This window comes from Arthrobacter sp. TMP15 (assembly GCF_039529835.1).
Classification (GTDB): Bacteria; Actinomycetota; Actinomycetes; order Actinomycetales; family Micrococcaceae; genus Specibacter.
Map to the genome: position 1 here is coordinate 1,303,628 of NZ_CP154262.1, position 24,927 is coordinate 1,328,554.

19 protein-coding genes are annotated in these 24,927 nt (G+C 59.2%); 14 read left to right on the top strand and 5 right to left on the bottom strand.

Annotation, left to right across the window (positions count from 1 at the left end; genetic code table 11):
* Window positions 1-8: 8 nt before the first annotated feature.
* On the bottom strand, window positions 9-629 hold the full coding sequence (locus AAFM46_RS05735; protein WP_343320008.1) for a hypothetical protein: 621 nt from the start codon (window positions 627-629) through the stop codon (window positions 9-11).
* A gap of 211 nt (window positions 630-840) precedes the next feature.
* On the opposite strand from AAFM46_RS05735, the gene pheS reads away from it, so the two are divergent.
* From pheS to AAFM46_RS05755, 4 genes are all read left to right on the top strand, one after another.
* Window positions 841-1,905 carry a phenylalanine--tRNA ligase subunit alpha gene (pheS, locus tag AAFM46_RS05740; RefSeq protein ID WP_283531200.1) on the top strand — a complete coding sequence of 355 codons (1,065 nt, stop codon included), beginning with the start codon at window positions 841-843 and terminating at the stop codon, window positions 1,903-1,905.
* 3 nt (window positions 1,906-1,908) lie between these two features.
* Complete coding sequence (pheT, locus tag AAFM46_RS05745; RefSeq protein ID WP_343320009.1) at window positions 1,909-4,452, top strand: phenylalanine--tRNA ligase subunit beta; 2,544 nt, start codon at window positions 1,909-1,911, stop codon at window positions 4,450-4,452.
* Between the two features lie 495 nt (window positions 4,453-4,947).
* Window positions 4,948-5,337, top strand: coding sequence for a hypothetical protein (locus AAFM46_RS05750; protein WP_343320010.1), 390 nt, complete (start codon window positions 4,948-4,950; stop codon window positions 5,335-5,337).
* 40 nt (window positions 5,338-5,377) lie between these two features.
* A complete protein-coding gene (locus AAFM46_RS05755; RefSeq protein ID WP_283531071.1) occupies window positions 5,378-6,325 on the top strand; it encodes an alpha/beta fold hydrolase in 948 nt (315 codons plus the stop codon).
* 249 nt (window positions 6,326-6,574) lie between these two features.
* Here the strand turns inward: AAFM46_RS05755 and ppk2 are convergent, their stop codons facing one another.
* Window positions 6,575-7,459, bottom strand: a complete 885-nt coding sequence (gene ppk2, locus AAFM46_RS05760; protein WP_283531070.1) for a polyphosphate kinase 2 — start codon at window positions 7,457-7,459, stop codon at window positions 6,575-6,577.
* Window positions 7,460-7,514: 55 nt separating this feature from the next.
* On the opposite strand from ppk2, the gene AAFM46_RS05765 reads away from it, so the two are divergent.
* Complete coding sequence (locus AAFM46_RS05765) at window positions 7,515-8,276, top strand: 4'-phosphopantetheinyl transferase superfamily protein (RefSeq protein ID WP_343320012.1); 762 nt, start codon at window positions 7,515-7,517, stop codon at window positions 8,274-8,276.
* A gap of 9 nt (window positions 8,277-8,285) precedes the next feature.
* Here the strand turns inward: AAFM46_RS05765 and AAFM46_RS05770 are convergent, their stop codons facing one another.
* The 3 genes from AAFM46_RS05770 to AAFM46_RS05780 all read right to left on the bottom strand — a co-directional run bounded on the left by AAFM46_RS05770 (window position 8,286) and on the right by AAFM46_RS05780 (window position 15,003).
* A complete protein-coding gene (locus AAFM46_RS05770; RefSeq protein WP_343320013.1) occupies window positions 8,286-9,746 on the bottom strand; it encodes a M1 family metallopeptidase in 1,461 nt (486 codons plus the stop codon).
* A gap of 32 nt (window positions 9,747-9,778) precedes the next feature.
* Window positions 9,779-13,666 carry a Pls/PosA family non-ribosomal peptide synthetase gene (locus AAFM46_RS05775; protein WP_343320374.1) on the bottom strand — a complete coding sequence of 1,296 codons (3,888 nt, stop codon included), beginning with the start codon at window positions 13,664-13,666 and terminating at the stop codon, window positions 9,779-9,781.
* 362 nt (window positions 13,667-14,028) lie between these two features.
* Complete coding sequence (locus AAFM46_RS05780) at window positions 14,029-15,003, bottom strand: quinone oxidoreductase (RefSeq protein WP_343320014.1); 975 nt, start codon at window positions 15,001-15,003, stop codon at window positions 14,029-14,031.
* A gap of 139 nt (window positions 15,004-15,142) precedes the next feature.
* Here AAFM46_RS05780 and argC point away from each other — a divergent pair, with 139 nt between their 5' ends.
* The 9 genes from argC (at window position 15,143) to AAFM46_RS05825 (ending at window position 24,922) form a co-directional block, all read left to right on the top strand.
* On the top strand, window positions 15,143-16,189 hold the full coding sequence (argC, locus tag AAFM46_RS05785; protein WP_283531066.1) for an N-acetyl-gamma-glutamyl-phosphate reductase: 1,047 nt from the start codon (window positions 15,143-15,145) through the stop codon (window positions 16,187-16,189).
* The gene (argJ, locus tag AAFM46_RS05790; RefSeq protein ID WP_343320015.1) at window positions 16,186-17,355 is read left to right on the top strand and encodes a bifunctional glutamate N-acetyltransferase/amino-acid acetyltransferase ArgJ; all 1,170 of its coding nucleotides are present in this window, start codon (window positions 16,186-16,188) and stop codon (window positions 17,353-17,355) included. The genes argC and argJ overlap by 4 nt, the downstream gene beginning before the upstream one ends.
* Before the next feature lie 94 nt (window positions 17,356-17,449).
* Window positions 17,450-18,346: an acetylglutamate kinase gene (argB, locus tag AAFM46_RS05795; RefSeq protein ID WP_343320375.1), complete on the top strand. Its 897-nt coding sequence runs from the start codon at window positions 17,450-17,452 to the stop codon at window positions 18,344-18,346.
* The gene (locus AAFM46_RS05800; RefSeq protein WP_343320017.1) at window positions 18,346-19,656 is read left to right on the top strand and encodes an acetylornithine transaminase; all 1,311 of its coding nucleotides are present in this window, start codon (window positions 18,346-18,348) and stop codon (window positions 19,654-19,656) included. The genes argB and AAFM46_RS05800 overlap by 1 nt, the downstream gene beginning before the upstream one ends.
* A complete protein-coding gene (argF, locus tag AAFM46_RS05805; RefSeq protein WP_283531063.1) occupies window positions 19,656-20,633 on the top strand; it encodes an ornithine carbamoyltransferase in 978 nt (325 codons plus the stop codon). The genes AAFM46_RS05800 and argF overlap by 1 nt, the downstream gene beginning before the upstream one ends.
* Window positions 20,634-20,677: 44 nt before the next feature.
* Entirely contained in the window at window positions 20,678-21,184 is a 507-nt protein-coding gene (locus AAFM46_RS05810) for an arginine repressor (protein WP_343320377.1), read from the top strand.
* A gap of 176 nt (window positions 21,185-21,360) precedes the next feature.
* Window positions 21,361-22,566, top strand: coding sequence for an argininosuccinate synthase (locus tag AAFM46_RS05815; RefSeq protein ID WP_283531061.1), 1,206 nt, complete (start codon window positions 21,361-21,363; stop codon window positions 22,564-22,566).
* A gap of 3 nt (window positions 22,567-22,569) precedes the next feature.
* The gene (argH, locus tag AAFM46_RS05820; protein WP_343320018.1) at window positions 22,570-23,994 is read left to right on the top strand and encodes an argininosuccinate lyase; all 1,425 of its coding nucleotides are present in this window, start codon (window positions 22,570-22,572) and stop codon (window positions 23,992-23,994) included.
* A 193-nt stretch (window positions 23,995-24,187) separates the two neighbouring features.
* Window positions 24,188-24,922, top strand: a complete 735-nt coding sequence (locus AAFM46_RS05825) for a maleylpyruvate isomerase family mycothiol-dependent enzyme (RefSeq protein ID WP_343320020.1) — start codon at window positions 24,188-24,190, stop codon at window positions 24,920-24,922.
* Window positions 24,923-24,927: the final 5 nt, after the last annotated feature.

Consider the following 24,927-nt stretch of genomic DNA (forward strand, 5'->3'; position numbering starts at 1 on the left):
GAAGTCTTTCACTGTGATGGGCCTCGAAGGAAAGAGAGGCTGGTGCTTGAAGTGAGAGCCAGTCCAGCCAAGGCGGCTAACAAGGCAGGGAAGTCCCCGTCCAGGTGCTCCTCCACCACGGTGTAAACGGACTCTGGAGCAACCTTTGAAGACGGATCCGTGAGAGGCGGATCTGTTGACGGTGGTCCCGTTGACAGATACAGGTCAAGACTGCCCAGCACCACGCGCGAGGTCGCGAAGCCCTCGGGAACACTCACTCTAGCGAGCGACGCCGGATCCTTCTGTTGTGCTTCTGGCATACGGGGTACCGCCACCTGGCAGTCAAAGCCGTCAAGGACAACCGCCGGTTCAGGAACGTAGTGGCTGACACCGCGTTGAATCAGCGAGCACCCTGCCAGCGAACCGACCACTAGAGAACCCTGCACTAGAGATCCCTGCACTAGAGATCCCTGCACTAGAGAACCCTGCACTAGAGATCCATGCACTACAGATCCCAGCGCCAGAGAACCGACGCGTGCAGAACCCAGCCTCCGCCCGGCCAACCGGGACAATGAGGCAAGGTGCGTGGAGCGCGCACGGTGAGTGACCGGCGTCGTACCTCCACGGTGGGAGGCGGCAGAGGTGGTCATGAACCACAGCGTAGCAAGGCAAAGGCACGCCTGAGACGTGACGCTGATAAAGAGTAGGCCGCAGTTTGCCTCAGGGAGCGGCCCAGGATTGAAAACACGCAGGCACAGTCAACTAGACTGGTTGCGGCGGGAGGAGCTACCCCGCCGCTTACTCGCACACGAGCTTAGGTAAAAACTGTAGATGTCAGAGATGCCCCACCAGACGGCAGAGATGCCCGAATCAACCACCGAAACCGCAGTAATCCCGGATCCGCTTGACGAAGGCGCCATTGGCACCGCCGTTGCGAACGCGCTCGCAGCCATCGCTGCTGCGGCTACGCTCGATGGGCTTAAGACCGCGCGGCTGGCACACACCGGCGAAAAATCCCCGCTGAGCCTGGCCAACCGTGAGATCGGTGGACTCGCCAAAGAGTTCAAGGCCGCCGCAGGCAAAATCATGGGCGCCTCACGCGGCCGTGTTGCCAAAGCGCTCGCAGCCCGCACAGTAGTGCTGGAAGCAGAGGATGCGGCCCGTATCCTCCTCGAGGAAACAGTGGATGTCACCGCAGCACCGCGGCGCCGCCGGGCCGGCGCCCGCCATCCGTTGTCCACCTTGCAAGATCGTGTCAGCGATATCTTCGTGGGCATGGGTTGGGAAATCGCCGAGGGTCCCGAGCTGGAATCGGAGTGGTTTAACTTTGACGCACTGAACTTCGCCCCAGACCACCCAGCACGGGAAATGCAGGACACTTTCTTCGTGGAACCTCCCGAAGCTCATTTGGTGATGCGAACTCACACCTCTCCGGTGCAGGTCCGTGCGCTGTTGGAACGTGAGCTGCCTGTGTATGTGCTGTGTCCGGGCAAGGTGTTCCGCACCGATGAGCTGGACGCCACGCACACTCCTGTCTTCCACCAGTTCGAAGGTCTGGCGATCGATAAGGACTTGTCCATGGCGGATCTTGTTGGCACGTTGGAGCACTTCACCCGGCAGATGTTTGGCGAAGAAGCCCGTGTTCGGATTCGACCGAACTTCTTCCCCTTCACTGAGCCCTCCGCCGAGCTGGATATTTGGCACCCGGGAGCAAAGGGCGGTGCGCGTTGGATCGAGTGGGGTGGCTGCGGCATGGTCAACCCTAATGTTCTGCGCGCTGCCGGCATTGACCCGGATATCTACTCAGGATTTGCTTTTGGCATGGGCATCGAGCGGGCTTTGATGTTCCGCAACGAAGTGGCCGACATGCACGACATGATCGAAGGCGATGTACGTTTCAGCGAACACTTTGGGATGGAGATTTAGTCCGTGCGTATTCCACTGACTTGGCTGCGCGAGTATGCGCAGGTACCGGCAGGAGCAACTGCCGAAGACGTTATGACCGATCTTGTTAAGGTTGGTTTTGAAGAAGAAGCTGTTCACCGTCCCATGGATGAGCTCAGCGGCCCCATTGTGGTGGGCCAGGTGTTGTCCAAGGAGCCAGAAGCGCAGTCCAACGGCAAAACCATCAACTGGTGCTCCGTTCGTGTGGTGCCCGAAGGCACGCAGCAGACCCTGGACATAGAGGGCATTGACCCTTCCGGCATACAGGGCATTGTGTGCGGTGCGCACAACTTTGAGGTGGGGGACAAGGTTGTTGTCACCCTGCCCGGATCCGTGCTGCCAGGAGACTTCCGCATCACCCCGCGTAAGACCTATGGTCATGTCTCCGCCGGCATGATCGCCTCCGTCCGTGAGCTTGGCATTGGCGAGGATCATGATGGCATCCTGGTGCTTTCAACCCTGGGCCTTGACCCGGAAGTGGGCTCCGACGCGCTAGCGTTGCTGGGCCTGGATGATGAAGCTGCGGAAATCAACGTCACCCCGGACCGCGGCTACGTGTTCAGCATCCGTGGCGCAGCCCGCGAATACGCGCACGCCACCGACAGTGTCTTCACCGATCCGGCATCGCTGGTTTCGCTCACGGAAACTACCGGACCCGGATATGGGGTGCGGCTAGCTGACGATGCCCCCATTTACGGGAAGGAGGGCTGCGATCGTTTTGTAGCCCGGACAGTCAGTGGGGTCAATGCTGGCGCGCCGACTCCCACCTGGATGTCCTCGCGCTTGCGTTTAGCGGGCATTCGCTCGATTTCGCTGCTTGTGGACATCTCCAACTACGTCATGTTGGAACTGGGACAGCCGCTGCACTTCTACGACGCCGACAAGTTGGCCGGAGAGATTGTGGTCCGCCGGGCAGTGGCCGGAGAAACGCTAAAAACCCTTGACGGCAAGGTCCGCAAGCTCAATCCAGAAGACCTGCTGATCACCGATGACAATGGAGCCCTTGGCGTTGCCGGTGTTATGGGGGGCGCTTCCACCGAGGTCACTGCCGGGACAATAAACGTCCTTATTGAAGCAGCGCGCTTTGAAGAAGTTTCCATTTCCCGTTCGCGTCGCCGTCACAAGTTGCCCTCCGAGGCGTCTAAGCGGTTTGAACGTGGCGTGGATCCTGCTGTGGCCCAGGTGGGCGCTCAGCGTGCCGTGAACCTGCTGGTTGAACTCGCCGGCGGTACCGAGGAAACCACTGTCACAGATGTTGGTACGCCCGCCGTCGCAGGTCCCGTGTTCCTGCCTCTGGGCTTCACTTCGTCACGGATCGGGATCGACTTCTCACAGGAGCAGATCATCGGTTCGCTGACGGATCTAGGTGCCGCAGTGGAAAAGGTCGACGGCGGATATTCCGTCACAGCCCCGAGCTGGCGATACGACCTTGTCACCAAGGAAGACCTGACGGAGGAAGTAGTCCGCCTGGTGGGCTACGAGCAGATCCCTTCCACACTGCCCACTGCACCTCCGGGTCGGGGTTACTCCCGCACCCAGCAGCAGCGCCGCGGCACTGTGCAAGCATTAGCCCACTCAGGCCTGACAGAAGTTCTGGCTTACCCGTTCGTATCAAAGGCCTCCAATGAGACCTTTGGTGTGGCGAAGGCAGGGGAAGCACGCGCAGCGGTGAAGCTTGCCAACCCGTTGAGTGAGGAATTTGGGTACTTGCGGACCTCGGTACTGCCTGGGCTGATTGAGATTGCAAAGCGTAATCACTCGCGCGGATTCCATGATCTTGCGTTATTTGAATCAGGTCTTGTATTTTTGCCCTCGGGTGTGATGGGTTCACCTTCGATCCCACCTCTGGGTGTCAAGCCAACAGATGAGGTTCTGGATGCCTTGGATGAGGGCATTCCGTACCAGCCATTGACCATGGGCGCGCTCTTCACAGGTAAAGATTCACCCGCGGCTGTCGCCCATACCCCACGCGCCTGGGACTGGGCGGATGCCATTGACGCTGCCGTGCTGGTGGCCGATGTAGTGGGTGTTGAACTGGTGATCTCACAAGGAGAGCACCAGGCATTCCATCCGGGCCGCACTGCACAGCTTGCGCTACGCGGCGGAGAGGTTGTTGGCTACGCTGGCGAGCTTCACCCTAAGCTGCTTGCGGACCTGCACATGCCTGCCCGCTCGGTGGCCATGGAAATCAATGCCGAGAAGGTCTTTGCTGCGGCACCAGATGTCATTGTTGCTAAGCCGATCTCAACCTTCCCGGTTGCTACTCAGGATGTTGCCCTTGTGGTTCCGGTAGAAATTCCGGCACAGCGTGTGTTGGAAACCCTGCGCGAGGGCGCCGGTGTGCTCCTTGAAGATGTTGCCTTGTTTGATGATTATCAGGGCACGGGCATTCCCGAGGGACGCAAGTCGCTGGCATTTGGGCTGCGTTTCCGTGCTGCTGACCGCACATTGACAGCCGATGAAGCCTCAGGCGCCCGCGCCGCAGCGGTGGAACTGGCTGTTGAGAGGTTCGGCGCCACCCAGCGCTGATGACTGCGCCACGCAGTGCTAACAACTGATCCACCCGTGGTAACTGGGATGGAAACATAAGTGCTAGAAATACGTGCGCCAGGAACAACAGAAGAGGCGGCTTCCCTTGCCAAGGGGGCCGCCTTTTCGGCACTTTCACTGGCTGATCAAAACTGTCACTGGCTGATCAAATAGCGGTCTAAATCCGCACCGGTGCGTTTGTTCACCAAGACGGGGGTCCAAGGCTCATTGGCGTCACGGAATTGGCAGGACAAATAATGGCAGAAGCGCGCAAGTTGGGGATGTCTCAGCAGGAAATTGTGCGACTAATTGGGGGATTTAAAAACGAATGACACGGAAAAGACAATACTTCTGACGTGGTCCAACGGCTTTTGGCCGCACTAACGGTGCTGCTGCCGGTGCTGGCCGTGGTGGTTTCGTGGCCAGCTCGGCCCGGGCGCATTGCCGGCCGAGCTGGCCTCACACTGGTCAGGCAATGGACCAGCAGATGAATCCATGAAAACGGGCACACTGCGGGCACTCTCGCTTGCCCTGACGGGAGTTCCGGCCGTCGCCGCTCTTGTGGTTGTCTTCCGGTGTGGGATGGGTGCCGCGGTACGTGGCTGGTGGGCGATCGTCCTAATGGTGTCCTTGGTGGAGGCGGGCGCCTGGTCCAAGACCGTCACTTCGAAAGTTCTGCAGCTGCTCCCGCTCAGGATCCTGCTTTTGGGTGTTTTTATCTACGTGCCAGAAGAAGCGAGGGGGAACGGAGGTGCATCGGTTTTGGGGATTGCAGGCATAGTGCTTGCTGGACATTGCGGACGTGGAGGCTACCGAGCTGAAGCCGACGGATTGGGGTGGCTGGGGCTACCGCGTTACGGCATGGGGGAGCGCGCAACGGGGTAGACGAGTCCCATCATAGGGTTGGAGGATCTAAAATTGGTTGATGACGTATCAGCGCACAGATTTTCAAAGCGGTTGGGTTGCCGTTCCCAACGCAGAGATTTATTGGGAAGCAACAGGCAATCCGGAGGGTGTTCCCGTCTTGTATCTTCACGGTGGCCCTGGGAGTTCGCTTGGCGCGGGCGGCTACCGTAAAAGACACGATCCAGAGGAATTTTGGACTGTTGGTATTGACCAGCGTGGCTGCGGTAAAAGCACACCGGCGGTCCAAGATGATTTAGAGAACCTCTCTAAAAACAACACCCAACAATTACTTGCCGACATTGAGGTGGTTCGTGAACATTTAGAGATCCAGAAATGGATCGTCACGGGTATTTCTTGGGGCAGTACTCTCGTGCTGGCCTACGCATTGGCGCACCCGGAACGAGTTATGGGAATTGCGCTGATGGCAGTGACAACAACAAGCCGCGAAGAAGTCAACTGGATCACCGAAGGTGTGGGACGCATCTTTCCGGAAGCCTGGCATGAGTTTGCTGCGGCGTCAGGGCAAATGCCGGGGGAACGAATAGTTGAAGCGTACGCCCGGAGATTGGCTGGCCCGGATCGAAGCGATGCGCTCTTGGCTTCTGCGGCTTGGGACCGGTGGGAAGCCTGGCACATATCCTTTGGTGCCCCGCGGCAGCCCGGTCCCATGATCGCTGATGAGCGCCAGCGCCTAACATTTACCACGCTTGTGACACACTATTTCTCTCACGACGGCTTCCTTGGCGGTGAAACGGAAATTCTCCGGCGGGTACATGAACTTGCCGGTATTGCCGGTCACCTCATTCATGGCCGCCTAGATGTCAGCGGGCCCCTCATTACGCCGTGGAGATTGCATCAGCAGTGGGAGGGGAGCACATTGCGCATCATTGAGGACGAAGGGCACGGGGGCACTGCCTCTATTGCTGCACTCACGGCAGCCGTGGAGGAGATCAAGGCCGGGCTTTGAAATTGTGACGGTAAGAGTGCCGCACCCATGGAGGCGATCCTGAAATCATGCCTGAACCTTTCGGTGTGGCTCTGTACTCTCCTTGCTGCCACCAGTTTGGGTAGTGGGTAGCAAGTCTGCCCAGACGCGCAATAATGTACCCATAACACGGTTCAAGGCAGGCAGTACCGGCTGATTCTGCTCTGACGGGGTTGGCTCAACTATGGACCCAACGTGGGCGCAGCGTCCGGGCCCAACCCGTGCAATAAACTAAAACTCTTCACCCTCGCCCACCACTGCGGAGGCGGGGCCAACGATCAGTGGATCAGGTATCCCTACCAGCGCATGGTCCTTACCTGTGTAGTCAAACAGGTTGAGCACATGCCGCATCGCTTCCAACCGGGCCCGCTTCTTGTCATTGGACTTCACCACGGTCCACGGTGCATGTCGTGTGTCAGTTTTTTTAAACATGCGTTCCTTGGCAGAGGTGTAAGCATCCCACTTATCCAGCGAGGCCACATCCATGGGGGAGAGCTTCCACTGCCGTACGGGGTCCACCTGGCGAATGATGAAACGGGTGCGTTGCTCGGCTTGGGTGACGGAAAACCAGAACTTCACCACAGTCATTCCGTCATTGACAAGCATGCGCTCAAACGCTGGGGCCTGGCGGATGAATTCCTCATACTGCTCCTTGGTGCAAAAACCCATGACCCGTTCAACGCCCGTGCGGTTATACCAAGACCTATCGAATAACACCATTTCACCAGAGCTTGGCAGGTGTGCCACATAACGCTGGAAATGCCATTGAGTAGACTCACGCTTACTGGGCTTTTCCAGTGCAACCACGCGTGTGCCGCGAGGATTCAAATGCTCGGTGAAGCGTTTGATGGTACCGCCCTTACCTGCGGCATCACGGCCCTCAAATAAGATTATTACGCGCCGCCCGGTAGCCTTGATCCATTGCTGAAGCTTTAAAAGTTCAATTTGCAGCAACCGCTTTTCAACGTCGTAAACCTCCCTCTCCAGACGGGCGTCATACGGGTAGCCGTGGCGCCACGTGTCAACTTGGGAGCCGTCCGGCGCCAACAGGATGGGATCGTCGTCGTCGCTGTCAATAACACTAAAACCGGTGAATTCCGGGTGTGGTTCAGTCATGGCCTGAGCGTAGTGGCAAAGAAAAAACTCTGTATGAACGGAAGGTGGAGCGGGGATGAACGGAATAGGGTTTGACGTACTTGCGCGCGAGCACGTTGCCGTGGAGGCCTTTGACTTGGCACAGGTGGATAAAAATTTGGCCACACTCTTGGACCCTGCTGAACATTTCCGCGCCGCTTCCATTGTCAATGCTGCAACGCGTCATGACTTCATTGCCGGACGCGTGGTGCAACGCCTAATGGCTGCGCAATTGCTTCAGGTTGACCCGCGTGCACTCGTGGCAGACTATAACTGCCCCGATTGTTCTGCGAGTCCGCTCTCTTCCCATGGCCGCCCCGGCTACCAGCTCGGGGGCGTACCTGCGCCCGTGTCAATTAGTTTCTCCCGCAGTCACGGTTGGGCACTGGCAGCCATGATCCCTACAGCCATGATTCCTATAGCCTTGATTCCTAGAGCCATGATTCCTAGAGCCGGGATCGGCCTCGGCATCGATGTTCAGCACATCCCCGCGGTGGTCTTTGCCGGGTACGACGACGTGGCGCTGAGCGCCGCCGAAAAGTTCTCTCTCGCTCAGCTGGAGCCAGCGACGCAGGATCAGTGGCGGGCCAGAACGTGGGCCCGGAAAGAAGCGTTGGCTAAAGTCACGGGTTTGGGTCTGCGCACCGATCCGCGTGACATCATGGCCTACCCAGAATTAGAAGAGGCAGTAACAGGCACAGATGCTAAAACCGATGTGTGGGATCTTGCTCCGGGGGAGTGCGGCCTACCCAAGGACTTTGCCGGAGCTGTCGCTTTGCGCGTCAGCGGTAAAATTTAGCTGGGGCGTTTAGTGGTGTGACAATGGTGGCAGTGGCTGTTGGTATAGCCACGGTGCTAAAACGTCAGCGGCCGAGAATCCCTGCACAGTGGCACATACTCGGTCAGCTAGCGCTATGAATCCCGCCGTCGTGACCGATCCGTGGCGGTTTTCCGCCACCCAACGCTGCAGTAGAGCGAAGAAATGGGTGTCGCCGACGGTAGTGCGGAGGGCTTCCAGGGCCAAGGCTCCGCGCTTGTAAACGACGTCATCGAACATGTCCCTCGGACCAGGATCGCCGATTGCCAGGTTGTTGCGCTCTGATTGTAGTTTTTCATGCGCAGCGGTTGCACGTTCGGCAACACTCATTGACCCGCTGTCCTCGGACCACAGCCATTCGGCGTAGCAGGCAAAACCTTCGTGCAGCCAGATGTCACACCACGATGTCAGGGTTAATGAGTTGCCAAACCACTGATGTGAGAGTTCGTGGGCAATCAGCCGCTGGGACTCCCAGCCGGTGTCCAGGTGGTTGCTGCCGATAATGGATAGGGACTGCGCCTCCAAGGGAATCTCCAGTTCGTCCTCGGTCACCACCACCGTATACGTCTCAAACGGGTACGGCCCAAAGTTCGCTGCGAAAACATCCACCATCTCTCGCTGCCTGGCCAAAGCAACCGCAGCCTGAGCTTGCAATTTTTTGGGCACAGCCACTGTAATGGGTAGCTTTGTTCCGTTTTTACTCTCAGGCAGCCTCAATAGTTTGTAGCGGCCGATCTGCAGCGTGGCCAAGTAGGGGGCCATGGGTGCCAGCTGTTCGTACACCCATGTTTCCCGACTGGATTTCCTTGTGTGGGACACAAGCGTCCCATTACACACAGCCGTGTAGTCGGCGTCGGTGGTGATGGTAAAGCGGTACGAAGCCTTGTTATCGGCTCTATCGTTGCAAGGGAACCACGTGGGCGCCCCTGTAGGCTGGCCGGCGACCAACACGCCGTCGTCCAGTTCTTCCCAACCAACATCGCCCCATTGATCGTTATCAGGTGATGGGATCCCGCTATAGCGGATGTCCATAGTGAATTCCGCCCCCGCCTGCACAGGAACAGGCAGGAGTAACTGCAGTTTCCCGTTGCGGTGGGAATGTTTAACGACCCGGGCTCCGTCCACAGTTGCTTTGTCCATGCCCAAGCCTGTGAGATCAAGTTCAACGTGTGTCAAAGCCACGAGTGCTCGTGCAGTCATAATGGCACGGCCCGTGAGCTGGTTGCCGGCAAGCCGGGCTTCCAAATCAAGCTCGTAATGCACCATCGAGTAGCTGGTGTTCCCGTGCAGCGGAATATAAGGATCCGGACGTGCTGGAACCACCGTGGCCTGTAAATCAGTGACTTCAGCGGACTCAGTGACCTCAGCCGACTCAGGGGCTGAGGCTGAGACGTTGGGCCCCGAGGTGCTGGCCGCCAAGGCGGAGTGCCGGGTGCGGTGAAGAAAATTCATGCTTGGGATGGTATCCAAATCAGTCTGGGATTCTAAGCGCGGTCGGCAAACTCGGGACCCTTCCAGGGGCTGATTGGGTTTCCCATCCAATAGCTGCTGGCAGGTACTGTTTCTCCGCGCATGACAAGGGAGGCCGGGCCCACAGTGCCGCTGCGAGCAATCCGTGCCGCGGGCAGGATCACACCATGCGGACCCATGGTGGCACCCTCTTCAAGCGTAACCGAATCAATGGCCATGACCCTGTCATGGAAGAGGTGCGTTTGGATTACGCACCCTCGGTTGACAGTGGAACTTTCACCCAGCGTGACAAGGTCGGCTTCGGGGAGCCAATAGCTTTCACACCAGGCTCCGTGCCCGATTTTCGCTCCGAGAGCACGCAACCACCAGACCATGGCCGGGGTGCCCACAGCCGCGCGGGCAAACCAAGGGGCACTGACCATTTCAATAAATGTATCGACCACTTCGTTACGCCAAATGAACGAGCTCCACAGCGGATGCTCCCCGGGTTTGATGCGGCCCACCAGGACCCACTTGGCGGCCACTGAGCTGCCAGCGCCAAACGCACCGGCGGCCATCATGACGATGCCGCTGAAGAGTGCAGCCAACCAGTAATTGCCGGCAAGTGCGACGCCGTCAAAGGTAACCAGCACTGCTGCGGCCACGGCCACAGAAAGAACCGTTGGTACCAGCCGGCAGCTTTCCCAGAGGGCTCGAGCCAGCTTGAGCCGCAAGGGTGGGGCGAAAGTGAGTGACTCATCGGTGTTGAGATTGGTGCGGCGCAAGCGCACAGGCGGGCTGCCTAGCCACGACGTACCAGCCTTTGCCTTGGCAGGGGCTGCCGAGAGGACCGCCACCAAAGAATTCCGTGGCATTGTGCGCCCTGCCGCTGCCATGCCGGAGTTGCCAAGGAATGAACGCTTACCCACTTTTGCGGGTGCGATGTGGATGTATCCGCCACCCAGCTCATAGGAGGCGATCATGGTGTCATCGGCCAAGAAAGCGCCGGAACCGATAGTTGTCATTTTGGGCAGCAGCAACACCGTTGAAGCCTCCACGTTCTTGCCGACCTTGGCCCCCAAAAGACGCAACCAGATGGGTGTGAACAGGCTGGAATAGATCGGGAACAAGAGATCCCGAGCCATATCCAGCACGCGTTCGGTGGCCCAAACCTGCCATCCAATCCGGCTACGCACCGGGTAGTGCCCCTCGCGGAGGCCTATGCCCAGCAACCGAACCGTGAGCAGGATCAGCCCAACCAAGGTGAGGAACCATGCCAGTGCTGCCACGGGAACAGACCACAACAGGGTAGGAATTGAGGCAGATAATGAACTCTGTCCATTGATGCTCAGCAACACTGCGCCAACGGCCACAGCCGCCGCCATGAAAGGCAGCAGGGATAGCAATGCGGCTGCGCTTGCAAAGGGTAGTTCATGCCACCCGTTGGTGGGCGTACGCAGATCCGGCCAGGAGTGTTTAGCCTTCCCAGTCCTTTCTGCCGGGGAGCCGGAAACCGTCACCCCGGGTTTGACCTTGCCGCGCACCGCGGAACCTGGTGCCACATGAGCACCGGCGCCAACGCGTGCTCCCGGCATCAGAGTGCTGCGGGCTCCTACGACAGCGCCGCTACCAATGGATATCTCGCCTATGTGCACCCAGTCTCCGTCGATCCACCAGCCGGAGAGATCCACCTCGGGTTCGATCGAGCAACCTTCGGCCAAGCGAAGCAATCCAGTCACAGGCGGCACTGAGTGGAGATCCACATTGCGGCCCATCTTTACGCCCAAAGCTCGGGCGTAATACGGTACCCAGGGGGCACTGGCCAGGCTGACAGCGCTGGCCATGTCCGCAATTTGTTCTGCTAGCCACAACCGCAGGTGCACTTTACCGGAGCGGGGATAACTGCCCGGCTGAACGCCGTGGAGGAGCAGACGCGCGCACACTACCGAGATCGCCATGCGACCCCACGGTGAGACAAAAACAAGCCAGGAGGCCCCTACCCACCACCAGGAAATGGTGGGGGCGCCGGGCAGGATGCCCTGCCACGCTGCCACATTGTTCAAGGCCATAAGGTATGTGAGCCAGCGCATTCCCACAAGGAGGTGCAGTGGCACACCCATGAGCGTTTGGAACACCTGGGATTTTCGCCGCGTGCGCCCCACTGTGCGATCGACTATTTTCAGAGGATCGCCGGCAGGATTGGAGCCCACGGCCAATTCCAGCAGGGCTCCGATCCTGGGGTGGGAATAGACCTCTGCAACCGTTATTCGCGGGTAGCGCTGTCGTAGCGCAGAAACCAGCTGAGCTGCGGCCAGACTGCCGCCGCCGCTGGCGAAGAAATCTGTGTCGAGCGAAGCGGGGGTACCACCCAAAACGCTATGCCATTGTTCCAGCACCCACTCGGCATCCGGGCCCAGTGTGCCCGCGAGCGAGACGCCCTCGTCCATGTCCTGATCCAACGGCCAGGGCAGAGCGGTGCGATCCACTTTGCCGCTTGTTTTGGTGGGCAGTGAATCCGTGAAAGTCAGAAGCGGAATCATGGGTGCTGGAAGCGACTCGGCCAGTAGTTCCCGCAGCGCGCCGGGATCCGGGCTGGTGCCCGGAGCCGGTACCAGGTAGCCGACAAGGAGCTGGTTGCCACCAGCCGTTTCCTGCACTGCAGCAGCGGCACCAGAGATGTCCGGCAGGCCCTGCAAAGCCGCGTCGATTTCGCCGAGTTCAATGCGCCGCCCGCCCAGTTTTATCTGATCATCCGCCCGGCCCATGAACACAAGGCCTACGCTCTCAAGACGCACAAGATCGCCACTGCGGTAGGCACGCTCCCAACCGAATTCAGGCAGGGGAGCGTATTTCTCGGCATCCTTGGTCGGGTCAAGATAGCGTGCCAAGCCCACACCGGCAATGATTAACTCGCCCACTTCGCCCTCAGTTACGGGCCTTCCAGCCCCATCAACAACTGCCAGGTCCCAACCGTTTAGCGGCAGCCCGATACGCACAGGGCCTGGCCCGCCCAACGGCGCAGCACATGCCACTACGGTTGCCTCTGTGGGGCCATAGGTGTTCCAGACTTCCCTACCGGGAACTGCCAATCGAGTGGCGAGTTCTGGCGGGCAGGCCTCTCCACCAAAGATCAGCAGGCGCACCGATTCCAGTGCCTCGGCGGGCCACAGCGCCGCCAGCGTTGGCACGGTTGAGACCACCGTTATACCGTGCGAGATCAGCCACGGGCCCAAATCCATGCCGGATCGGACTAATGAGCGGGGTGCTGGAACCAAAGCGGCTCCGTAGCGCCAGGCCAGCCACATTTCCTCGCAGGAAGCATCGAAAGCTACAGACAATCCGGCCAGAACTCTATCCTCCGGGCCGAGCGGATCTGACTGCAAAAAAATGCGGGCCTCAGCATCAACAAAGGCAGCAGCGGAACGGTTGCTGACAGCCACACCTTTCGGGGTACCGGTTGAGCCGGAGGTGAAAATAATCCAGGCATCGTCGCTGGGAAGCGGTGCCCTGGGCTCAGGGAAGGGACCTGGGCATGCCCTGTCAAGTGTTAGCGTTATCGCCTCTCCTGTTAGTTCATCTCCAAGGACGGCAGCCACGCCGGCTTCAGTAAAGACCAGCGAAGCACGTTCGGCGGGATCGTCAGCGTCCACTGGCACGTAGGCGGCCCCAATGGAGAGGATTGCCAGAATGGCAAGGTAAAGCCCGGACGTGCCTGAGGGTATCCGCACACCTATTCTGTCGCCAGCGCCTAGACCGGCTTGAGTCAATTCCTGAGCCTTGCCGTGCACTGCTTTCAAGAGGTCTTCGTAGCTAAGCGCTTTCACGCCATCGTCCAGTGCTGTGGCGTCAGGGTGCAGCTCGGCCGTGGCTTGCAGTACCTCCCACAGGGTTCGGGGATCTGGCGCAAGCTCGCTGCCAGGCATTTGTGCGGCGAATTTGGCTGCTGCCGGTTTTGCTGCTGCCGGTTCGGCTGACACGGCAGCCTGGGGCAAGGGGTCACTCAAAGGGGCGGGGTTCACCTGCCCACCTTGCACGGTCAAGGTGAACAGCAGTTGAATAGCAGGCAACAAGTAAGTTCATACACAGCCAAGTTCAGGCTTGCCCCGCTCACGCACAACCCAGGTGGGGAACCCCGGATGGCCGGCTGCGCCCCTGACTACCGCACACCCTAGTGCGGCTTGGCCTGGGGTCTCCAGCGAAAAATTCACCCTCCGGCAACCTGTCCGCCGAAATCACCTGCCTACCAGGTGGCCTATCCTTCCATTTCCCGTATTGGAGCCGCCGTCTAGGGCTCCAAAATAACTTTGCCAGTGGTGTTTCTGCCTTGCAGCGCAGTGTGCGCCGCGCCGGCCTCGGAGAGCGGGAAGCGGGCACCAAGCCGAGCGATTAGCCGGCCGGAGGCTGCTGCGTCGAACACTTCGGTTGAGCGCCACAAGCGTTCCTTGCCGTTACGAAGATAGTCTCCGAGCTTGGGTCTGACTACTGTTAGCGAGCCGCCAGCATTGAGCCTCTGCAAATCAAAGGGAGGCACTTGCCCGGAGGCGCCCCCAAAGAGTACAAGGGTCCCTCGGGTGCGCAGCGACGCAAGCGAACCATCGAAAGTGTCCTTACCAACGCCGTCGAACACCACATCCACACCTTCGCCATCCGTGAGCTCACGGGCCTGCTCGGCAAAGTCCTCGTAACGCAACACCTCATCGGCACCGGCAACTCGGGAGAGCTCTTCCTTTTCTTCCGTTGACACTGTTGTGAAGACTCGGGCCCCGCGTTCCTTGAGCATCTGGGTCAGCAGCAGGCCCACACCACCAGCGCCGGCGTGTAGCAGGATTGTCTGCCCGGGCTCAACATGGTAGGTGGAATTCATCAGGTAGTGCGCCGTCATGCCCTGAAGCGGGAGAGCTGCCGCCACGTCCAGCGGCACACTGGAAGGGACGGGCAGTGCCTTATCGGCAGGGAAAATAGCGTACTCGGCATAGCAGGCCACGCCCTCGGCCGTGGCCACGCGATCTCCTACGGCATAGGAGCTCACTCCGGAGCCCACAGCAACAACTTTTCCGGCCGCCTCCGCACCGGGAATGAACGGGAAATCCACAGGATAAATACCCTCACGCTGGTAGCTCTCAATGAAGTTCACACCCACGGCGGCGATTTTGACAAGCAATTCACCGGGCCCAGGGACCGGCATAGGAACCTGGGTGAGCTTCAAAACCTCCGGGCCGCCCGGGGCCTGGGCGAGGATGGCGTTGGCGTACTCGGTCATGATGGACTCCAAATCGGTGGTGGTCGGCTGCGGTCGGAGCGGACTCCTGATGTTAATCATAGGACCCCAAAGCAACATTAAACCGAGCAATATGGATAAATATCGGTGAGGATGAATAGTTCTGCTGTATAGTCGACTTATGACAATTTCAGTAGCTGTCTCCGGAGCCAGCGGATATGCCGGGGGAGAAGTGCTGCGTCTGCTGGCCAGCCATCCCAACGTAAGCATCGGTGCCATCACGGCCCACAGCAACGCCGGAGCTCGATTAGGCTCCCTCGTGCCGAATCTGCACGCGCTGGCAGACCGGGTCCTGGTCGAGACCACAGTTGATAACCTTTCCGGGCACGACGTCGTCTTTCTGGCCTTGCCGCATGGGGCCTCTGCTGCCATTGCCGCGCTGTTGCCAGCTGACACGCTCGTAATCGACGCCGGTGCCGATCACCGTCTGGAAGATGCAGCGGCTTGGGAAAAATTCTACGGTTCTGAGCACGCAGGCACCTGGCCCTATGGCCTGCCCGAACTGCCCGGCCACCGCGAAAAAATTCGTGGCGCCAAACGAATCGCCGTTCCCGGCTGCTACCCAACAAGCTCCCTGCTGGCCCTCCTGCCGGGTTTCGCAGCTAACGCACTGCTGCCCGATGACGTAGTCATCGTCGCAGCGTCCGGGACCTCCGGGGCTGGCAAAGCCGCCAAAATCAACCTGATAGGTTCCGAAGTTATTGGCTCAATGAGCCCCTACGGCGTGGGAGGCGGGCACCGCCACACCCCGGAGATTGAACAGGGGCTCTCCAACGCTTCCGGCAAGGAAGTAACTGTTTCATTCACACCTACTTTGGCCCCTATGAGCCGCGGTATCCTCACAACTGCCACGGCCAAGGTCTCGGCTGAGTTCGCGGCATTGGCTGATCCCGCAGCGGCTTTACGTGAAATCTGGGTGGATGCCTATGACGAGGAACCTTTTGTGCATGTGCTTGAGGAGGGCCAGTGGCCTGCAACAAAGTCTGTGCAAGGGTCCAACTATGCAGCTATCCAAATTGCCTATGACGCCCACGTTAACCGAGTGATTGTTTGCTGTGCCATTGATAATCTCACCAAGGGCACTGCCGGCGGGGCAGTGCAGTCAATGAATATTGCCCTCGGCCTGCCTGAAACAACAGGTCTGACCTTCCAAGGAGTAGCACCATGAGCGTGACCTCAGCACTGGGCTTTCGGGCCTCCGGCGTAACAGCTGGATTGAAAACCTCAGGTAGCCCTGACATGGCCCTCGTTGTTAACGAGGGGCCACATCGCAGCGCCGCCGCAGTCTTTACTTCCAACCGCGTGGCGGCGGCACCCATCCATTGGTCGCGGCAGGTGCTCGGCGACGGAAGGGTTGACGCCGTCGTGCTGAATTCTGGCGGGGCCAATGCCTGCACCGGTCCCGAAGGTTTCCAAAACACCCACGCCACTGCCGAAAAAGTTGCCGAACTTTTGGGCCTTTCAGCAACGGATATTGCCGTATGCTCCACTGGCCTCATTGGTGAACAGCTGCCGATGGATAAGATCCTGGCCGGCGTGGAAGCTGCTGCCACCGCCTTGACGGACGACGGCGGAGCTGCGGCCGCCACCGCCATCATGACCACCGATAGCGTCTCCAAAGAGGCGCTCTGGACTTCACCGGCCAATGCCGACGGCGTCACGTACACCATCGGTGGCATGGCTAAGGGTGCAGGTATGTTGGCACCCGGTCTGGCCACCATGTTGGTGGTCATCACCACGGATGCAGGAGTTGAAACCGAAGGCCTGGACGTTGCCCTGCGCGACGCCGTTCGCCTCACCTTTAACCGTGCCGACTCCGACGGCTGCATGTCCACCAATGACACAGTGCTCCTCATGGCCTCGGGCTCCTCAACTGCTTTCCCTGACATGGAGGAATTCACGGCCGGACTAACCCATGTTTGCGCAGCCCTGGCCAGAGCACTGATTGCCGATGCCGAAGGTGCCAACCACGACATAGCCATCACCACCAGGCACGCGGACAGCGAGCGCGACGCCGAAACCGTTTCCCGTTCCGTGGCCCGATCCAACCTGTTTAAGGCCGCGATCTTTGGCAACGACCCCAACTGGGGTCGCGTGCTTGCCGCCGTTGGCACCACTGACGCCGTTTTTGATCCCGATAAGATCAACGTCAGCATCAATGGTGTTCAGATCGCCCGCAACGGTTGCATCGGGGACTCCCGGGACCTGGTTGATCTGGCTCCGCGCGAAGTCAGCGTTGAAATCGATCTCAACGCCGGCATCGCCGAAGCCACCATCTGGACCAACGACTTAACGCACGCCTACGTCGAAGAAAACAGCGCCTACTCCTCGTAACGCCGCCGGTTGATTGTGGTTGGCTTTGGTGGCTGTCCAACTCCAGGACGGGGCCCGCCTTGATGTATACGAACACAGAAGAAGGACTTTCATGATGACTTCGGTGGAAACCGCGCAGGATAAGGCTGGCACGCTGATTGAGGCGCTGCCTTGGATTCAGCAATTTGCCGGCACCGTGGTGGTGGTCAAGTACGGTGGCAACGCCATGGTCAATGATGAACTGCGCCGTGCGTTTGCGCAGGATATTGTCTTTATGCACCACGTCGGCATCAAGGCGGTAGTTGTGCATGGCGGTGGGCCGCAAATCAATGCCATGCTCAAGCGCTTGGACATCCAAAGCGAATTCAAGGGAGGCCTGCGCGTCACCACACCCGAGGCAATGGATGTTGTCAGGATGGTCCTTACCGGTCAGGTTGGCCGCGAGCTGGTGGGCCTGATCAACGAGCACGGACCCTATGCCGTCGGACTTTCTGGTGAGGATGGCGCCCTACTGCAGGCCGAACGCACGGGGACCATTGTTGATGGCCTTGCCGTAGATCTGGGGCTTGTTGGCGAGGTGGTGGGTGTGAATCCCGGGGCCATTCTTGACCTCTTGGAGGCCGGCCGGATCCCGGTGATCTCCACCGTGGCTCCCGAAGTTGGGAATGCCTCAACGGTGTTGAATGTCAATGCTGATACCGCAGCCGCAGCGTTGGCGGTGGCTCTGCAGGCCTCGCGGTTGGTGATCCTGACCGACGTCGAGGGCCTCTATTCGAATTGGCCCGATAAGTCCTCACTGCTTAGCGAGATTGGGTCGGAGGCATTGCGTGCAATGTTGCCGTCACTGGAATCTGGCATGATCCCCAAGATGGGGGCGGCTTTGGCCGCGGTCGACGGCGGTGTGGCCCGTGCCGCTGTTGTCGACGGGCGCAGCGCCCATTCAATGTTGTTGGAATTGATGACTTTTGAGGGCAACGGAACGCAAATTTTCCCGGACAAGGACGGCCACTGATGACTGAAGAAAACACCCCAGAAAAAGAGGGCGCTGTGACTGGGCTGGGCGCTGTGACTGGGCTGGGTAGCGCAAACGCCGCAGCCGTCTCTGGTACCGGCACCAGCGCCCAATGGCTGGCCCGTTACCAGGATTCCCTCATGGGAGTCTTTGGCAGTCCGCAACGTGTGCTGGTTCGGGGTGCCGGCGCTGTTGTGTGGGACGCAGACGGGAAAGAGTATCTTGACCTGCTTGGCGGTATTGCGGTCAACGCCCTAGGCCACGCGCACCCCTTCGTCTCCTCAGTGGTGGCCAGCCAGCTCTCAACGTTGGGGCATGTTTCGAACTTCTTTAGCAGTCCCACACAGATCGCTTTGGCGGAGAGACTACTTGACTTGAGCCACGCGCCAGAGGGCTCCAAGGTCTTCTTCGCCAACTCAGGCACGGAAGCTAATGAAGCGGCTTTCAAGCTGGCCCGCGCCCATGGTGGGATGCAACGGCCCACTATCCTCGCCCTCGAAGGCGGCTTCCACGGACGCACCATGGGTGCTTTGGCCATGACAGCCAAGGCGGCCTACCGCGAACCGTTTGAGCCCATGCCCGCGGGTGTACGGCACATTCCCTTCAATGACATTGCCGCTCTCCGGGAAGCCGTGGACAACACAGTTGCAGCGCTCGTCATTGAACCCATTCAGGGTGAGGCTGGGGTGCGCCCACTTTCGGTTGAGTACCTGCAGGCTGCCAGAGAGCTGACCCGCGAACACGGCGTCCTGCTGATCCTGGATGAGGTTCAGACAGGCGTTGGCCGAACAGGGTGCTGGTTTGTTGGTTTGAACGCGGGGATCACCCCGGACGCCATGACCTTAGCCAAGGGCTTAGGTGGCGGTTTTCCGATCGGAGCCATTGTCACTTTTGGTCCGGGCCCATCAGAACTTCTCAGTGCCGGTCAACACGGCACCACCTTTGGCGGGAATCCCGTTGCCACGGCGGCAGCCCTTGCCACTTTGCACGTGCTGGAATCCCAGAACATCCTCGCCAACGTACGGGCGGTCAGTGAAGTGTTTCGCCAAGGTCTGACAAATATCAAGGAAGTAACCGAGGTACGTGCCTATGGCCTGTTGATTGGTTTTGATCTGGCGGAACCGGTGGCGGCAGGGGTGGTCCAGGCGGGACTTGAGGCAGGCTTCATCGTCAACGCCCCCGGCCCCAACACTGTCCGCCTGGCCCCACCGCTGAACCTGACGCCCGAGCAGGCTGGTTCCTTTATTTCTGCATTGCCCGCATTGATCGCCACCGCTGTGGCTGCCCACAAGTTGGAAAAGAGCTCTTGATGACACGCCACTTTCTCGTAGACACAGATCTTAGTCCTGCTGAACAAGCCGAGGTGCTGGAGCTTGCCGCAGCACTAAAGGCAAAGCCCTACTCGATGCAGACCTTCGCAGGTCAAGGCTCCGGTGCTCAAACTGTGGCAGTGATCTTTGATAAGACTTCAACGCGTACACGTGTTTCCTTTGCTACCGGGATTGCGGCCTTGGGTGGAAACCCGCTGATCATCAATCCGGGTGAGGCCCAGATCGGCCACAAGGAATCCGTTGCCGACACCGCCAGGGTCCTCGAGCGGATGGTCTCCACCATCGTGTGGCGCACCTACGCTCAAGCAGGCCTGGAAGAAATGGCCACCCATTCCAAAGTTCCTGTCATTAACGCGCTTTCAGACGATTACCACCCCTGCCAGCTGCTTGCAGACCTGCTCACCATCAAGGAGCACAAGGGTGAGCTGTCCGGGCTAACAATGACCTACATGGGGGATTCCGCCAACAATATGGCTAATTCCTATCTGTTGGCCGGAGTCACAGCCGGCATGCACGTCCGCATTACCGGACCGGCAGGGCATCTCCCGCCAGACGCCGTCGTACTTGCAGCCAAAGAACGAGCTGCACAAACGGGCGGATCGGTGCTGATAACCACTGACGTTTGTGAAGCCGTGGCCGGAGCTGACGTCCTAGTGACAGACACATGGGTTTCCATGGGGCAGGAGGAAGAGAAGGCGCAGCGCCTGGAGCTCTTCACGGAATACGCGCTGGACGACGCGGCTCTGGCCCAGGCTGCGCCAGATGCAATAGTGCTGCACTGCCTCCCGGCCTACCGCGGCTATGAGATTTCCGCTTCCGTGATTGATGGCCCGCAGTCGGTGGTGTGGGATGAGGCAGAAAACCGTTTGCACGCCCAGAAGGCCCTCATGGTGTGGCTTGTTGAAAAAACTGCCTCTGATGCTGCGCTGGCTCGCAACACCCCGGCGGTTGGGTGATGACAGTGACCAAACTCGGTACTGCCAGCGGTGTCGGGGGCGCAATGCCGGCAACTAAAACTGCCCGGCAGGCACGCGTCTCCGCGCTGCTCACCAGCCGTGCTGTTAGATCTCAGGCTGAGCTGGCCACGTTATTGGCCGACGACGGGTTAGTGGTTGGTCAGGCGACGTTATCGCGAGATCTGGTGGAACTGCGAGCGGTGCGGGTGCGGGGCAAGGACGGTGGGTTAATCTATGCGTTACCGCGTGAAGGAGGGGACCGCAGCGTGCATTCCGTTTCCTCCCAAGAGCTTCTTGACACGCGTTTGGTCCGCCTGTGCGGTGAGTTGCTGGTGACGGCCGAGGCCTCGGCAAACATTGCAGTTTTGCGAACGCCTCCGGGTGCTGCAAACTTTCTGGCCTTGGCTATTGACCACTCGGTGATGCCATCCATTCTGGGCACGCTTGCCGGAGATGACACTGTCATGGTTATCACTCGGAACCCATTAGGAGGTGCGGATGTTGCCGAGCGGTTCCTGCAATTTGCGGCCGAATCAAGCGCTGGAGCCTAGCCGGGGAAGCATTGCACCTGACCTCCTAAACTATATTGAATATATTTTAGTAAGAATGCATAACCATGCATTATGCTTGTTAGTAACGCGAAGGACGCTCGGAGTCGTTTTTGTTAAAACCTCAACGAGTAGCAACAAATTCTCAAGAACTTTTTAATGAATTAGGGAGAGCGAACGTGACTGAACGCATTGTATTGGCTTACTCCGGTGGCCTGGACACCTCGGTTGCCATTGGCTGGATCGGTGAAGCTACCGGTGCCGAAGTTATCGCAGTGGCTGTTGATGTAGGGCAGGGTGGGGAATCACTTGAAGACATCCGCCAGCGCGCCCTTGGCTGTGGGGCGGTGGAGGCTTACGTTGCGGATGCACGTGACGAGTTCGCTAACGAGTACGCCATGCCCACGCTGCAGGCCAATGCGCTGTACCAGGGCCACTACCCGCTGGTTTCGGCCATCTCGCGGCCCGTGATCGTCAAGCACTTGGTCAAAGCTGCCAGGGAATTTGGGGCTACCACTGTTGCCCACGGATGCACAGGAAAAGGTAACGACCAGGTTCGTTTTGAAGTTGGCATCCAGACCCTCGGCCCGGACCTGAAGTGCATTGCACCAGTTCGCGACTTGGCCCTGACCCGCGATAAAGCGATTATTTACGCCGAGTCCCACAACCTGCCCATCGAGACAACGAAGAAAAACCCGTACTCGATTGACCAGAACGTCTGGGGTCGCGCTGTTGAAACCGGCTACCTCGAAGACATCTGGAATGCACCTACAAAGGACATTTACGACTACACGGCCACCCCGGAATTCCCTCCGGCACCTGATGAAGTTATTATTTCCTTCAGCCGCGGCATCCCTGTCGCCATTGACGGGGTGAAAGTCTCACCCCTGCAAGCGATCCAGGAATTGAATCGCCGTGCGGGCGCTCAAGGAGTGGGCCGTATCGACGTTGTTGAGGATCGACTTGTTGGCATCAAGAGCCGTGAGATCTATGAAGCACCCGGCGCCATGGCCCTGATGACTGCCCACAAGCACCTTGAAGACATCACGATTGAGCGCGAGCAGGCTCGCTTCAAGGCCACTGTTAGCCAGCGCTGGGCAGAGCTTGTCTATGATGGCCAGTGGTTCTCCCCGCTGAAGCGCTCCTTGGACGCCTTCATCCAAGACACTCAGCAGCACGTCAACGGTGATATCCGCATGACCATGCACGGCGGCCAGGCAATCGTCAACGGTCGTCGTTCAGAAACCTCCCTCTACGACTTTGACCTTGCCACTTACGACACCGGAGATACCTTCGATCAGTCGCAGGCGAAGGGCTTCATCGAGCTCTGGGGGATGTCCTCGAAGGTTGCCTCGACTCGTGACCAGCGCGCTCTGGGTCTGTAAACCATGGCAGATGTGGTTCACGGAACCAACGAAGGTGCACTGTGGGGTGGCCGTTTTCAGGGCGGCCCCGCAGATGCTCTCGCGGCACTGAGCAAATCAACTCACTTTGACTGGCGGCTGGCACTCTATGACATTGCCGGTTCTAAGGCGCATGCCCGCGTTTTGAACACGGCGGGCCTCCTTGATTCAGCCGAGCTCGAAGGCATGTTAAAGGCTTTGGACCAGTTGGAAGCCGATGTAAAGTCCGGGGCTTACGCCCCATCCGAGTCGGATGAAGATGTGCATGGTTCTCTTGAGCGTGGGCTCATTGAGCGAGCTGGCACGGCGTTGGGCGGAAAGCTTCGTGCTGGCCGTTCGCGCAATGACCAGGTCGCCACGTTGGGGCGGATGTATTTGCGCGATCACGCAAAGATCATTGCCGCAGGGGTTCTCTCGGTTGTTGACGCTTTGGTGGCGCAGTCTAAGGCGCATCATGGTGTTGCCATGCCGGGACGTACCCACTTGCAGCATGCCCAGCCTGTCCTCCTCAGCCATCACCTTCTGGCCCACGCGTGGGCACTGTTGCGTGATGTTCAGCGTTTGGTGGACTGGGACAAACGTGCGGCTGTTTCGCCCTATGGCTCGGGAGCTTTAGCTGGCTCGTCCTTGGGCTTGGATCCCAATGCTGTTGCGGCGGAGCTCGGGTTTAATTCAGCTGTGTGGAATTCGATCGACGGCACGGCCTCGCGTGATGTTTTCGCAGAGTTCGCCTGGGTTGGTGCCATGATCGGCGTTGATCTCTCCAGGATCTCCGAGGAAGTCATCCTGTGGGCCACCAAAGAGTTCTCCTTTGTGAAGCTGCATGACTCTTACTCCACTGGGTCCTCGATCATGCCACAGAAGAAAAACCCCGATGTGGCTGAGCTTGCTCGTGGAAAAGCGGGCCGCCTTATTGGTGATTTGACAGGCCTGCTGGCAACGCTTAAAGGCCTACCGTTGGCTTACAACAGGGATCTGCAGGAGGACAAGGAGCCGGTGTTCGACGCCGCTGACACCCTTGAGCTGCTGCTGCCAGCCGTTTCCGGGATGATGGCCACACTGGTTTTCAACACCGAACGTATGGAAGCCCTCGCCCCGCAAGGATTTGCGTTGGCAACCGATATTGCCGAATGGCTTGTCCGCCAGGGGGTACCCTTCCGCGACGCCCACGAACTATCCGGTGCTGCCGTAAAAATTGCCGAGGCTCGCGGAGTAGAACTGTGGGATCTCACGGACGAGGAGTACGCCGGAATTTCGGCTCATCTGACTCCCGAAGTCCGGACTGTTTTAAGCACGGATGGCTCGCTTGAGAGTCGCAACGCTCAGGGTGGCACGGCACCGTCGGCGGTGTTGGCACAGCTCGAGGCCCTTGAGCGGGCGCTCGGGGAGGTTCGCGCCTTCCTGGCCTGACCGGCGTCGCACTTCCCCAGTAACAAAGCGAAATGCCCGTATCCATAGTGGATGCGGGCATTTCCTGCTCCAGCGCCTAGCGGCCTCCCACCACTGGCAGGCTCGCGCCGGGCCCCTCGGCCGTCTAGCGCCTAGCGGCCTCCCACCACTGGCAGGCTCGCGCCGGGCCCCTCGGCCGTCTAGGCTGGGGTTCATGACTGATATTTCTAACGCGCAGCTGATGGAGCGGCTCAAGGCCGCAACAGAGAATGTGAGCGCAAAGTTGGGGGGCCTCAGCGACGCCGATGTCTTGGCCCCCACAGAGCTGGAGGGCTGGACACGCGGGCATGTTTTGGCACATATTGCGCATGTTTCCCATGCAGTTGCCCGCCAGGTTGAATATGCTGTGCGCGGGGAGCTCATTGAGTTCTATGACGGCGGTCAGGGCGGCCGAACGCAAGCGATTGAGATGAATGCCGGCCACACGGCGCAGGAGCACAAGGAGTATATTTCTGCTGGATTTACTCGTGTGTTGACGGCTCTGGACGGCCTTGACGACGAGCAATGGAATCTACCTATCAGTTACCGCAATGGTGTGGTTCGCGATGGTGCGCTGGCATACTGGCGCGAGATGGTCATCCACTTGGCAGACCTGCAGTTGGGGCGCGGCCCGGAAACCTGGTCTAAAGAGTTCGCCCTCTATGTGATCGAGTTCCTGACCTCTCGGGTGCCGGCGGATATTCAGCTGAAGTTACTGCCGCTGGGGCTGCCTCCCATGACAGTCGGAGCCGGCGAGAATACTGTGTCGATTCAAGGAATGATCACCGATATTGCGGCATGGCTGGCGGGCCGCACACCCTCTATGGGCAGCCTGCGTGCCGAAGCTGCCGCGGATTCGGTCCAATTGCCAACACTGTTGCCTTGGCCTTCGGCTTTCAACGCTAAATAGCTCCC